The sequence below is a fragment of the Gemmatimonas aurantiaca T-27 genome (assembly GCF_000010305.1).
In the GTDB taxonomy this organism is placed as follows: domain Bacteria; phylum Gemmatimonadota; class Gemmatimonadetes; order Gemmatimonadales; family Gemmatimonadaceae; genus Gemmatimonas; species Gemmatimonas aurantiaca.
Window position 1 is genome coordinate 1,389,092 of record NC_012489.1, and the last position, 12,169, is coordinate 1,401,260.

Below are 12,169 nucleotides of genomic sequence, written 5' to 3' on the forward strand. Positions count from 1 at the left end.
GACGTGGGCTGTCTCACTCGAATCGGCTGTGCGGTGATCCTCGTGGCCGGGGGCGCCGTCGGATACTGGCTCTACGGCGACCGTTTGCCGGCAGTGCTCACCCGTGCGGCCTCTGGCGCCGCGAATCGTGTGACGGATGCCGCCGTGCGTGCCAGTGAGCGCTACGACAGCAATGACGGCCCGCGCATCGAGGCCGAAGAGGAAGGACGACGTCAGGAGGCGCGGTCCGCGCGCGACCGAAAGGTCGGCTGGGTGGGTGTGGCGTCACCTCTGCCAGCGACACAGGGATCCGCTGCCAGCAGCTCGGCGGCCAGTCGCGCGGCCGTGCTCAACCGCACGCTCGCCCCCCTCAGCGCCAAGAGTGGTCCCGCCTACCTCTCATTTTCCGCCCAACAGATCGCGGGGCTGCTCGCGCCATTGGTGCAGCAACTGCCGCCGTCCGCACAATCGGTGCAACTCGCCCTCGAGGGTGATCGGTTGCTGGTGCGTGCAGTGGTTTCACTGCGCGATTTTGCCGGAGCAGGAACCATTGGCACGGTTCTGGGCGGGGCACTCGATGGTACCGACACGTTGTATGTGGCCGGCCCCATTGAACCCGTCCAGCCTGGACTCGCCCAGTTCCGCGTGAAGGAACTGCGCCTCAAGGGCATCGAAGTGCCCGGCCGTGTCATCCCGCCACTGGTGCGCAATCTGCGGCAGTACGGAGAACGCCGGATACGCGAGCAACTCGCGGCCCATGCCCGAAGTGAACGCGCAGCCACCTCGGCGGGTAGCAGGGCAGATCGCACGGCCGATCTCTCGGCCCTGGCCGACGACGGCCTGCCGATTCCGCTGCCAGCCGCCGTCAGCGACGCCCGCGTCGTGAATGGCAAGCTGACGTTGTATCGCGCGACGCCCGCTTCCGGGGTCGCTCCCACTTCTCGGACACCATGACCCGACGCATCCTCGTCATCGACGACGAACCCGGCATCCGGCAGGCCCTCGGCCAGCTCCTCGAATACGAAGGGTTCGATGTTCGCACGGCGAGTGGTGGTGCCGAAGGCATCACGCTGTACGACAGCTTCCGCCCGCAGTTGGTCTTCCTCGATGTGAAGATGGCGGGGCTCGATGGCCTCGAAGTGCTCAAGCGTCTGCGGCAGGCCGACCCCAACGCCACCGTGGTGATGATCAGTGGCCACGCCACCATTCAGACGGCGGTGGAGGCCACCCAGCTCGGCGCATACGATATCCTCGAGAAGCCGCTCGATACCGATCGGGTGCTGGTGCTGCTGCGCAACGCATTCACGAATCGCCAGCTCACCGAAGAAAACGACCGGCTCCGCGAGACCATCGAGTCACGCTATGAAATCGTGGGTCGCTCTTTCGGCATCCGCTCGTTGCTCGAACGCATCGAACGTGTCACCGGCACACCGGCCCGTGTGCTGATCACCGGCGAAAACGGCACCGGCAAGGAACTCGTCGCGCGAGCCATTCACCGCGGATCGCAGCGCGCGCGCAAACCGTTCATCGAAGTGAACTGCGCCGCCATTCCGAGTGAACTCATCGAGAGTGAACTCTTTGGCCACATGAAGGGTTCGTTCACCGGCGCCATTGCCGATCGCGCCGGCAAGTTCGAGCAGGCCCATGGTGGAACCCTGTTCCTCGACGAAATCGGCGATATGTCGCAGAGCGCGCAGGCCAAGGTGCTGCGCGTATTGCAGGACGGTTTTGTCACACGCATCGGCGGCAGCAAGCCCGTGCAGGTGGACGTGCGTGTGCTGGCGGCCACCAACAAGGACCTCGAGGAAGAGATCGCCGCTGGCCGGTTCCGAGAAGATCTCTACTATCGCCTCAACGTCGTCCCCATCACCGTGCCCGCCCTGCGGGAGCGTCGGGAAGACATCCCGTTGCTGGTTCGCCATTTCCTGCAGCAATTCGCCGAGCGCGATGGACTGCCGGCGCGATCGATCAGCGACGAAGCGCTGCAGCGACTGTCCGAGCTCGACTGGCCCGGCAACGTGCGCGAATTGCGTAACACCATGGAACGGCTTGTCATCCTCGCCAGCGCCGCGTCGATTTCCGTTGCCGATATCGACCGCCTCGCCGGGCGCCGCACGGCAGAGCCGTCGGGCATCGGCAGTTTGCTCGACTGCAATACGTTCGAGGAGTTCAAGCAGGCAGCGGAACGGGCGTTCCTGCTCGCCAAGCTGCGGGCATTCGACTGGAATGTGTCGGAGACGGCCCGGGCGCTCGATATGCCCCGATCGAATCTCTACAAGAAGATCGAGCGTTATGCTTTGACCAGGGAAAGCCTGCCGGGCTGACCCACCCCTCACGCCGCACCACATGTCCAACAAGAACTGGGACGCCGAACTCGCGAAGATCGACAAGCAGCTCGCGTCCATCTCCGATGAGCAGTTGTTGGCGACTCCCGCCAATGCGCCAGCGCCGGGCGCTGCTCCCACACGCGGCGCGCCGACACGATCGCTGCCCGCCGGCAACGCCCCCGCGCCGGCTGCGACCGTCGCGGCTGGCCGCAGTTGGGTCTCCTGGGTGAAGGTGATCATCGCCGTGGCCGCCGCAGCCGGCATGATGTTCTGGCCATGGCCCGCGCGTTGTGGCGGACCATTGATGGGTTTCACGGCCGCGACGGGTGTGGTGGCGTTGCTCGGCGCGTGGAGTGCGATCGGGACATGGCGGCATCGACTGGGATTGGCGCATGTCGCCTCGCTGCTGGTGACGGTCTGGGGGTTGGCGCTGGGTGCCCGGGAAGTGCTCCCGCGGGTGGGATATGCTATTCCCACCGAAGCCCGTGCGGCCACCTGGTCCTGCGAAGGCTTGCCGCTGTTCGCGCCGCCGGCGGAAGCACCGGTTCCCACGGGCATCACGCCGTAGCGTCGGTGCCGGGTCTACGACGGGTTCGGGATCATCTCCCCGTCCTGTGCTGCGGGTCACGAGTCACGCGTGACCCATATCCCGTTGCCCGCACCCCGACCGTTCATCCCTGAACCCACCCCAGGCGACTCGCCACTATCTTTCCCTGATGACCACCTTCAAAAATTTCATCGGCGGCCAGTGGGTGGCGCCGTCGACCGATGCGTATTTCGACAATCGTAATCCTGCCAACCAGGACGATCTGATCGGGCGATTCCCGGCCAGTGGTGTGGCCGATGTGGAAGCGGCCGTGGCCAGCGCGTTGCGCGGCTTCGAGCGTTGGAAGCGCACGCCGGCCCCGGCACGTGGTGATGTGCTGCGTCGTGTGGGCGATCTGCTCGCCTCGCGCAAGGAAGAGCTGGCCGACATCATGACGCGCGAAATGGGCAAGCCGCTCGCGGAAACGCGCGGTGATGTCCAGGAAGGCATCGATACGGCGTACTACGCCGCCACTGAAGGGCGTCGTCTGTTCGGGCACACGGTGCCAAGTGAACTGGCCAACAAATGGGCGATGAGCATGCGTCGTCCGATCGGTGTGTGTGGACTCATCACGCCGTTCAACTTTCCGTTGGCGATTCCCACGTGGAAGGCGTTCCCGGCGCTGCTCTGCGGCAACTCGGTGATTCTCAAGCCCGCCGAGGACGTGCCGCATACCGCCACGGTGCTGGTGGAGATTCTGCTCGAAGCCGGTTTGCCGCCCGAAGTCATCCAGCTCGTGCACGGCATGGGCGAAGTGGTCGGCAAGGCGCTGGTCGAACATCCGCAGGTGCCGGTGATCTCATTCACGGGCAGCACGGAAACGGGTCGGTTCGTGGGCGAGACCTGTGGCCGGATGCACAAGCGTTTGTCCCTCGAGATGGGTGGCAAGAACGCACAGATCGTGCTCGACGATGCCGACCTCGATCTGGCCCTCGATGGCGTGCTGTGGGGAGCCTTTGGCACCACGGGTCAGCGGTGCACCGCCACCAGCCGATTGATCGTGCAGTCCGGCGTCCACGATGCGCTCGTTGCGCGACTGGCCGAACGGGCCAAGGCGTTGCGCTTGGGTGATGGCCGCGTCGCCGGAACGGATGTGGGGCCGCTGGTGAGCGAAGCCGCGCGGGAAAAGGTCGAACGGTACATCGGCATTGGCAAAGAGCAGGGCGCGACGCTGGTGTGTGGTGGTGAACGGGCCACCGGTGGTGCACTCGACAAGGGCTTCTTCTTTCAGCCCACCATCTTCTCCGGTGTCACGGCTGGCTCGCGGCTCGATCAGGAAGAGATCTTTGGGCCGGTGCTGTCGGTCATTCGGGTCGAATCGGTCGAAGAGGCCTTTGCCGTCAACAACGGCGTGCGCTACGGCCTCTCCAGTGCGGTGTACACGGGCAATGTGAACGTGGCCTTCCGTGCGCTGCAGGACCTCGACAACGGTATCACCTACATCAACGCGCCCACGATTGGTGCCGAAGCGCACATGCCGTTTGGCGGTGTGAAAGAAACCGGTAACGGACACCGCGAAGGTGGTTGGGAAGTGTACGAGTTCTACTCCGAGACCAAGGTCGGATACGTCGACTATTCGGGCGCGTTGCAGCGCGCACAGATCGACAATTACTAGGCGTGACGCCAGTAAATGTTGGCCGGCGGGCGGATGCGCTCCGCGCCGCCAATCGTTCGCGGCGGGGAACGGGTTGGCTTTCCCGGCTGGTGCGTCGGCGCAGCACGAATGCGCCGCCCATCAGGCCGTTCCGCCGCGAGCGCGGTAGCCTCTGGCGTGTGCTGCTGTTTGCGGTCCTACTGGCCGTAGCGATTCGCACGTTCGTGGTCGAGGCGTACCGCATCCCGAGCCGCAGCATGGAGCGTACCCTGCTGTCCGGCGATTTCCTGTTGGTCAACAAGCTGGCCTACGGCGCCGAGGTACCAGTGCTGAACCGGCGCGTGCCGGCCATGCGCGCGCCGCAGCGTGACGAGCTGGTCGTCTTCGACTGGCCGGTCGATCCGAGTGTCGCATTCGTGAAACGGCTTGTCGGTATGCCGGGCGATACGGTGGCCATGGCGGCCGGCGTTTTTGTCCGCAATGGCACACCGCAGAGTGAACAATGGGTGTTTCGTGGTGGTGATGCCGACCCCGGTCCACAGGACTTGCAAGAGGGGTCGGCGCGTCGCGATTGGGGGCCGCTTGTGGTGCCGCCGCGACACTATTTCGTGCTCGGTGACAATCGCGACAATTCGCTCGATAGCCGCGCCTGGGGATTTGTGCCGGACTCTCTGCTGCGGGGCGCACCGTTGTTCGTGTACTACAGCTTCGAGCCCGATTCCACCGTGCGCGCGCCATGGCTGACCCGGATTCGCTGGCACCGGCTCGGCGCTGCGGTGCACTAGGCTGCGTGCACGCAGATTTTCCGCGCATTTTTACGGGGATGCGTTGACGAACGAATCGAGCTAGTTCACCCTTAACGATGTCTTGATACCGGCGTGTCGGTCGGTGCGGATCGACTTCGGATTCCCCCGCTGCATTCGTGAGTTTTTCGCAGATGTAGCCGTTCAGGACCACCGCGTCTCCCCCAGCGCGGTGCTCGCACGATCTTCCAGCGCCTCGAGCCGATTCGCCATGGCGGTCACCCCCCCGAAGAAGAAGGCGTCGTACGATGAAGGGTCCCTCGATCAGTATTTGCGCGACATCAGCGCCTATCCGCTGATCTCGAGGGAAGAAGAAGCGGAACTCGCACGACGCATTCGTCAGGGGGATCAGGAGGCGCTCGACAAGTTGGTGCGCTCCAATCTGCGCTTCGTCGTTTCCGTCGCGAAGAAATACCAGAATCAGGGCGTGTCGCTGTCCGACCTGATCAATGAGGGCAACCTCGGCCTCATTCGCGCGGCCCGGAAGTTCGACGAAACGAAGGGCATCAAGTTCATCTCGTATGCCGTGTGGTGGATCCGTCAGGCCATCCTGCAGGCGCTCGCTGAGCAGTCGCGTATCGTACGCGTGCCGCTCAACCGGGCCGGCACCTTGCACCGGATCGGCAAGCGCGCGAATGCGCTGCTGCAGGAACTCGGTCGCGAAGCCACACACGCCGAGATCGCCCACGGGATGGACATCACGGAGGAGGAGGTGGCCAAGACCATGTCCATCTCCCAGGTGCACCTGTCGCTCGATGCGCCGCTCACACCCGGCGAAGACAACCGGCTGCTGGATTATTTGCCGGACACGGTGCACCCCACCCCCGAAGACCAGACCTTCGACAAGGCGCTCACCGAGGCCATCGAAGAGTCGCTGGGCGGACTCAAGGAGCGCGAGGCGAAAATCCTCCGACTCTACTTCGGCATCGACGGGGCCGACCCGATGACGCTCGAAGAAATCGGCTCGCAGCTCGGCATCACCCGCGAGCGTGTGCGACAGATCAAGGAAAAGGCGCTCTCGCGCCTGCGGCATGTCTCTCGTTCCAAGTCACTCGAAAGTTTTCTCGGATAACAGGCAGTCATGGCATCGACGTATTCGTTTGACGTCACCACTGAGTGTGACCTGCAGGAAGTCGACAACGCGGTGAATCAGGCGCAAAAAGAAGTGGCGCAGCGATTCGACTTCAAGGGCTCGGAAGTCCTCATCGACTTCAAGCGGGCCGAAAATGTCATCAAGCTGGAAGCCGAGGGCGAGATGCGCGCCGAGGCACTGCTCGATGTGCTGCGCGGCAAGCTGCTCAAGCGCGGTGTGCCGGTGAAGAACCTCGATATCACCGAGCTCAAGCCGGGTGGTGGCGAGATCATGCGTCGCGACATCAAGCTCAAGATGGCGCTCGACAGCGACACCGCGAAGAAGGTGAGCGCGGCCGTGAAGGACGCGAAGCTCAAGAAGGTGACGGCGAGCATTCAGGGCGAGCAGGTGCGTGTGTCGAGCCCCGACAAGGACGCGCTGCAGGATGCCATCGCCCTGCTGCGAAAGGGCGAATACGGCGTGGAACTGCAGTTCGGGAATTTCCGCTGAGCGGTTGTTGACACGCGACTACGCCGCCGACGTGCGTCTGCTGCGGCAACAATCGAACGAGGCCATTGCTGCACGTGACGCGGATCGGGTGGTGTCGTTCATGGATGCGTCTATCGAGGTGGCTGTCGCCGGTGGTCCTGCGCTGCGGGGCATTCCGGCCAACCGTGACGCGTTTGCGCAGCAGATGGCGGAGCCAGGGTTCGGTGGGTATGTGCGCACCCCCGAACAGGTGACGGTCCACGAGTCACCATTGCGGGCCGATGAACGTGGGATGTGGGTCGGTCGCTGGCGTGTGCAGGGGCGGGTGCATGAACAGCGCGGCGCCTATTCGGCGGAATGGCGCGTCACACCCGCCGGTTGGCGTATCGTGCGGGAAGTGTATCGCGAACTGCCCGACTGACCGCACGTCGTGCGCAGCGGCGTTATTCGCTCTCAGCGTGCGCCAAGCCGCAACGAGAGCAATATCGACAGGCTCTGATTGTAAGTCGGACCAGACAGGGACAGATAACGCACGGTGAGGCGCGGGCCGACACCGGTGATCGCCCCCGCCGAGGCTGACAGGCCAGCGCCCACGCGATCACCCGCGATGGTAGAGCGCGACAAGGTCGGCCCCACGAGCACACCCCAGTCGTTCGGGAGTTGTCCCGCCAGCCAGGACGCTGAGAGATCGGTGTTCACACCAGAGCCGGGACACCAGTCCGCACACCCGCCCAGATGAAACCCCACGGTGGCGCTGACATCGAAAAACACGCGTGGTGCAGCCCGCATTTCGAGTCCACCGCCGAGCAGGTAGATCCCCGCCGACGTCGGCCCGATACCAGCGGTGCGTGGGATCGCGGGGAATCGGCCCGTGCCCACATGGGCCAGCAACGCGAAGGGATCGCGGCGGCGGCCGTCGGCCTCATCGTGGTCCGCCGCGACACCTGCCGGGCGCTGAGCAGGGAGTGTGGTGGAGATCGCCAGCATGAGCGCGGCCACACGACAGAGGGCCAGGACGCTGCGGCTGCCCGAGGATGAAATCATGAACGAAACTCCCAAGAGGGGCAGACTCGACATACCGCCACCGATCCACGGAAAGCCCGGCAAAGGTAGGGGGTCGGATCACATTCCGCCGGGTTTCCGCAGGATACTCCATTTCTGTGCCCCGGGATCCCTGTTTCGCTATCTTACTTGAATGCTCAAGTTTGGCTTGGTCACCCTCGGGTGCGACAAAAATACGGTGGACTCCGAACGGTACCTTGCCGACCTCGTCGCGCATGGCGCCGAAGCGGTGCAGGATCTGCGCGACGCCGACGTGGTGGTGGTCAACACCTGTGGTTTCATCGATGCCGCGAAGGCCGAATCCATCGAAGCCATTGTCGATGCCGCACGGCTCAAGGACGAAGGCCGCTGCAAGGCCGTCTTTGCGATCGGCTGCATGGTGGAGCGTCACAAAGACGAGCTGCTCGAAGCGTTGCCCGAAGTCGATGTCTTCCTCGGCAACTCCGAGACCGACCGTCTGGTGCCCGAGCTGGTCGAACGTGGTCTGATCGGTGGCTCGCTCGTGGAGCATCCGGGGGTGCGCCTGTTTTCCGGCGACGCGGCCCATGTCCGCTACCTGAAGATCTCCGAAGGCTGCGATCACGGTTGCGCCTTTTGTGCGATTCCGCTCATGCGCGGCAAACACCGCTCGTTTGCCCTGGACGAACTCGTGCGGGAAGCGCAGTTGCTGGAAGTGCAGGGCGCGCGGGAGATCAATCTCGTCGCGCAGGATCTGGCGCACTACGGACGCGATCGTCGCGATGGTCACGGTCTTCCCGAGCTGCTCGAAGCACTGGTGCGCGAAACGAGCATCCCGTGGATCCGCAACATGTACCTCTACAGCACCGGCATCACGCCGCGACTGCTCGAGGTGATTGCGGCCCATCCGCGCATTGTGCGATACCTCGACACGCCCATGCAGCACGGCAGCGACGCCGTGCTCACGCGCATGCGTCGACCGGAACGCCAGAAGACCATTCGGGAGCGTCTCGCACGGTATCGGGACATCGTGCCCGATCTCGCGGTGCGCACCAGTGTCATCGTGGGTTTCCCCGGTGAAACGGAAGACGATTTCAACATCCTCTGCGATTTCCTGGAAGAGATGCAGTTCGATCGTGTCGGCGTGTTCACGTATTCGCCGCAGGAAGGCACGCGCGCGCATGCCATGGAAGACGACGTAGCCGACTCCATCAAGCAGGAACGCAAGGAGCGCATCGAGGAGTTGCAGCGCGCCATCACGGCCGAACGCTACGAGCGGTTTCTCGGTCGTGAAGCGCGGGTGCTGGTGGAGCGTCGCGGTGACTACCCCGATGTGTGGATGGCCCGCGCACCCTGGCAGGCCGATGACATCGATGGCCTCGTGCACGTGGATGTCCCGGAGTCGATGCGGAAAGTGCTCGTGTCTCCGGGCGCGTTCGTCGACGTGACCATCGATCATGTGGTCGACGACTACGATTTTGCCGCCACGTTGCAGCGGGTGGTGGATACACCGGCCGTTGCCGCTTCTGTCAAACCATCGCGGCAGCTCCCGCTCGTGGGACTGGGTGTGAGCTCTGCGGGCAGCTTTGGACGCTGAATCATGACTGAGATGGTCCCTCATGCGCGCTCCGCCGAAATCATGGCCCGGGCGCGCATGCGTTTTCCCGGCGGTGTGAATTCACCCGTTCGGGCGTTTCGTGGTGTCGGCGGTGAGCCTTTTGTCGCTGCCCGTGGCAAGGGCGCGCGTATCTGGGACGTCGACGGCAACGAATATTTCGACTACGTGCTGTCGTGGGGCCCGCTGGTGCTGGGTCACGCCCCCGATGTGGTGCTCCATGCGGTCAGTCAGGCCATGCTGGAGGGCACCAGCTTTGGTATGCCCACGGCGCGTGAGGTGGAGCTGGCCGATGCCATCGCCGGTCGTATGCCGCACCTCGAAATGGTGCGCTTCACGTCGAGTGGCACCGAAGCCACCATGAGCATTGCACGGCTGGCCCGTGCTGTCACAAAGCGCGAACACATCCTCAAGTTCGATGGGTGTTATCACGGCCACGGCGACAGCTTTCTGGTTCGCGCCGGCAGCGGCGTTGCCACATTGGGACTGCCCGATTCACCGGGAGTGCCGGAGGCGCTGGCCAAGCTGACACTCACCTGTGCCTTCAATGATCTCGACGCCGTGGAGCGCATTGCGCGCGATGTACCACTGGCGGCCATCATGCTCGAACCCATCGTGGGCAACAGTGGGTTCATCGAGCCGACACCGGGGTTCATCCAGGGGCTGCGGCGGATCGCTGACGAAACGGGGGCATTGCTCGTCTTCGATGAAGTTATGACCGGCTTCCGCATCGCCTTCGGGGGCGCCACCGAGTACTTCGGTGTGACGCCCGATCTGACCGCACTCGGCAAGGTGATCGGTGGCGGCTTGCCCGTGGCCGCCTACGGTGGCTCGCGCACGCTGATGGAACACATCGCCCCCACGGGACCTGTGTACCAGGCGGGCACGCTGTCAGGCAACCCGCTCGCGATGGCGGCAGGCATTGCCACGCTGGGCGCGCTCACCCGTTCGGTGCACGACGAGATCACCAACCAGACGGCGGCGCTGGTGGACGGCTTGCGTGGCATCGCGACGCGCCGCGGCGTGCCGCTCAGTGCCCGGCATGTGGGATCGATGTGGGGCTTCTTCTTCCGTGATGGCGACGTGCACAGCTTCGACGATGCCAAACAGTCGGACGTGGCGCTGTTCCGTCGGTTTTTTCACGCGGCGCGCACCCGGGGCGTCAGCCTCGCGCCGTCCGCGTTCGAGGCGGCGTTCATGTCGGCGGCGCATGGACCGGCGGAAGTTGGCGAAACGCTCTCCCGTCTCGATGACGCGCTGGGCGCCGCACTGACCGACACCGCAGGCCACTGACGCCGATGTCGAACACGCGCACGCAACGCCTCGCGAAGTGGCTGGCGCCATCGATGTTTGGTGGCGTCGTCATTGCCGCTGTGGTGGTTGCCTGCGCGCCGCTGCAACCGGGCATTGTGCCGCCGGTGCAGCCGCCAGCGCCGACGCCTGCCGAAGGGGGACGGGCACCGGTCGTGCGCGGCGAAGCCTCCGGACGGCTCGCGCCCGATCGCACGGTACTCATCGCCCTCGAAGGGCGTGCCGCGGCACCCATTGTGACGGCCACCGGTGCATGGCGCATCGACGAGCAGGGCGGGCGGGTCGCGTTGGTACGCGGCAGTGGCACCGAGCGCTGGCGCATTGAACAGCGCGGCGGGCTGCTGCGGGTGGCCGGTGATGGCAGTGATGCCACGCCCTGGCGCGAAGGGCCGTTCGTGGCCCGTCCGGCCAATGGGGAAAGTCATCTCCGGTTCGGCAATCGGCGGTACCGCGGAGAGCTGCTCTTCACTGCGACCGACAGTGGGGTGTTGGTGGTGAATCGGCTCCCGGTGGAAGACTACCTGCGCGGTGTGGTGCCCATCGAGATTGGCACGCGACAGGAAGGTGATCTGGCCGCCATCGAGGCGCAGACCATCGCGGCTCGCAGTTACACGTATATGCGCGTGCCGAGTGATGGGGCGCAGCAACCTGCGCGCGGTTGGCACATGACCGGCACCGTACAGTACCAGGTGTATGCGGGCATGGACGTGGAGCATCCGGTGATCAACGAGGCGGTCGATGCCACGGCCGGCCTTGTGCTGCGTTATGGCGGACTCATCGTGGATGCACCGTATTTTTCGTCGTGTGGTGGTCGCACGGCTGGGCCGCGCGAAGCCTGGCGCGGCGTGCGCGATGAACCCTACCTGCAACCGGTGGACGATATCGATCCACGCACCGGTCGTGCCTACTGTGACCTCTCGCCGCGCAATCATTGGCACGCGGAGTTCGACGAGGCCCGGCTCCGCGACGTTGTCCGGCGTGCACTGCAGGCCGGTGGCGCGCGCGACCCACGTCCGGCGGCGGTCCGGAAGCTCGAAATCGGGGCACGCACACCCTCCGGTCGAGCCGAAACGGTGGTGTTGCGCACCGAACGCGGAACAGTGACCGTGCCGGCGCGTGATATTCGCAGCGTTCTCGCCGATACGCGTGGCGCGATACTGGCCAGCACGTATTTTTCCGTGGACCGCGAATCACGTACACGGGGGCAGCTCACGGCTGTCACGTTGCGTGGTGCTGGCAACGGCCACGGAGTAGGGATGTGTCAGTGGGGAGCGATCGGGCGCGCACGCGCCGGCATCGATGCCCGCTCCATCTTGCGCCACTACTACCCGGGGACGGTCGTCGGTTTCGCGGACTGATTGTATGCCGGATCT

Annotated in this window: 12 protein-coding genes; 11 read left to right on the forward strand and 1 reads right to left on the reverse strand. The window is 64.7% G+C overall.

From position 1 onward, the window contains the following. The first annotated feature begins 33 nt into the window (after positions 1-33). The 8 genes from GAU_RS20515 to GAU_RS20520 all read left to right on the forward strand — a co-directional run bounded on the left by GAU_RS20515 (position 34) and on the right by GAU_RS20520 (position 7,271). On the forward strand, positions 34-933 hold the full coding sequence (locus GAU_RS20515) for a hypothetical protein (RefSeq protein WP_012682654.1): 900 nt from the start codon (positions 34-36) through the stop codon (positions 931-933). After that, the gene (locus GAU_RS05945; protein ID WP_012682655.1) at positions 930-2,303 is read left to right on the forward strand and encodes a sigma-54-dependent transcriptional regulator; all 1,374 of its coding nucleotides are present in this window, start codon (positions 930-932) and stop codon (positions 2,301-2,303) included. Before GAU_RS20515 ends, GAU_RS05945 begins: the two co-directional genes overlap by 4 nt. Positions 2,304-2,325: 22 nt before the next feature. Next, positions 2,326-2,874: a hypothetical protein gene (locus GAU_RS05950; RefSeq protein WP_012682656.1), complete on the forward strand. Its 549-nt coding sequence runs from the start codon at positions 2,326-2,328 to the stop codon at positions 2,872-2,874. Positions 2,875-3,022: 148 nt separating this feature from the next. Further along, positions 3,023-4,507 carry an aldehyde dehydrogenase family protein gene (locus tag GAU_RS05955; protein ID WP_012682657.1) on the forward strand — a complete coding sequence of 495 codons (1,485 nt, stop codon included), beginning with the start codon at positions 3,023-3,025 and terminating at the stop codon, positions 4,505-4,507. 2 nt (positions 4,508-4,509) lie between these two features. Continuing rightward, the gene (gene lepB, locus GAU_RS05960) at positions 4,510-5,271 is read left to right on the forward strand and encodes a signal peptidase I (RefSeq protein ID WP_197526050.1); all 762 of its coding nucleotides are present in this window, start codon (positions 4,510-4,512) and stop codon (positions 5,269-5,271) included. 229 nt (positions 5,272-5,500) lie between these two features. Then, a complete protein-coding gene (locus GAU_RS05965) occupies positions 5,501-6,361 on the forward strand; it encodes a sigma-70 family RNA polymerase sigma factor (RefSeq protein WP_012682659.1) in 861 nt (286 codons plus the stop codon). A gap of 9 nt (positions 6,362-6,370) precedes the next feature. Beyond that, on the forward strand, positions 6,371-6,871 hold the full coding sequence (locus tag GAU_RS05970) for a YajQ family cyclic di-GMP-binding protein (RefSeq protein WP_012682660.1): 501 nt from the start codon (positions 6,371-6,373) through the stop codon (positions 6,869-6,871). A gap of 7 nt (positions 6,872-6,878) precedes the next feature. Further along, positions 6,879-7,271 (forward strand): nuclear transport factor 2 family protein, encoded by a 393-nt coding sequence (locus tag GAU_RS20520; protein ID WP_169307604.1) that lies wholly within the window; start codon positions 6,879-6,881, stop codon positions 7,269-7,271. 32 nt (positions 7,272-7,303) lie between these two features. On the opposite strand, the gene GAU_RS05980 is transcribed toward GAU_RS20520, so the two are convergent. Beyond that, entirely contained in the window at positions 7,304-7,894 is a 591-nt protein-coding gene (locus GAU_RS05980; RefSeq protein WP_012682662.1) for a hypothetical protein, read from the reverse strand. A gap of 151 nt (positions 7,895-8,045) precedes the next feature. Between GAU_RS05980 and rimO the strand changes: the two genes are divergently transcribed. The 3 genes from rimO to GAU_RS05995 are packed head-to-tail and all read left to right on the forward strand — an operon-like array spanning position 8,046 to position 12,154. Next, positions 8,046-9,467: a 30S ribosomal protein S12 methylthiotransferase RimO gene (gene rimO / locus GAU_RS05985; protein ID WP_012682663.1), complete on the forward strand. Its 1,422-nt coding sequence runs from the start codon at positions 8,046-8,048 to the stop codon at positions 9,465-9,467. A 3-nt stretch (positions 9,468-9,470) separates the two neighbouring features. Then, positions 9,471-10,778, forward strand: coding sequence for a glutamate-1-semialdehyde 2,1-aminomutase (gene hemL, locus GAU_RS05990; RefSeq protein WP_012682664.1), 1,308 nt, complete (start codon positions 9,471-9,473; stop codon positions 10,776-10,778). Between the two features lie 5 nt (positions 10,779-10,783). Then, positions 10,784-12,154, forward strand: coding sequence for a SpoIID/LytB domain-containing protein (locus GAU_RS05995; protein WP_012682665.1), 1,371 nt, complete (start codon positions 10,784-10,786; stop codon positions 12,152-12,154). Positions 12,155-12,169 lie beyond the last annotated feature (15 nt).

Excerpts from the sequence above, each read along its gene's own strand:
- GAU_RS05945 (WP_012682655.1), top strand. The coding sequence starts at position 930 with ATGACCCGACGCATCCTCGTCATCGACGACGAACCCGGCATCCGGCAG.
- GAU_RS05950 (WP_012682656.1), top strand. The coding sequence starts at position 2,326 with ATGTCCAACAAGAACTGGGACGCCGAACTCGCGAAGATCGACAAGCAG.
- GAU_RS05955 (WP_012682657.1), top strand. The coding sequence starts at position 3,023 with ATGACCACCTTCAAAAATTTCATCGGCGGCCAGTGGGTGGCGCCGTCG.
- GAU_RS05965 (WP_012682659.1), top strand. The coding sequence starts at position 5,501 with ATGGCGGTCACCCCCCCGAAGAAGAAGGCGTCGTACGATGAAGGGTCC.
- GAU_RS05970 (WP_012682660.1), top strand. The coding sequence starts at position 6,371 with ATGGCATCGACGTATTCGTTTGACGTCACCACTGAGTGTGACCTGCAG.
- GAU_RS05980 (WP_012682662.1), bottom strand. The coding sequence starts at position 7,894 with ATGATTTCATCCTCGGGCAGCCGCAGCGTCCTGGCCCTCTGTCGTGTG.
- rimO (WP_012682663.1), top strand. The coding sequence starts at position 8,046 with ATGCTCAAGTTTGGCTTGGTCACCCTCGGGTGCGACAAAAATACGGTG.
- hemL (WP_012682664.1), top strand. The coding sequence starts at position 9,471 with ATGACTGAGATGGTCCCTCATGCGCGCTCCGCCGAAATCATGGCCCGG.
- GAU_RS05995 (WP_012682665.1), top strand. The coding sequence starts at position 10,784 with ATGTCGAACACGCGCACGCAACGCCTCGCGAAGTGGCTGGCGCCATCG.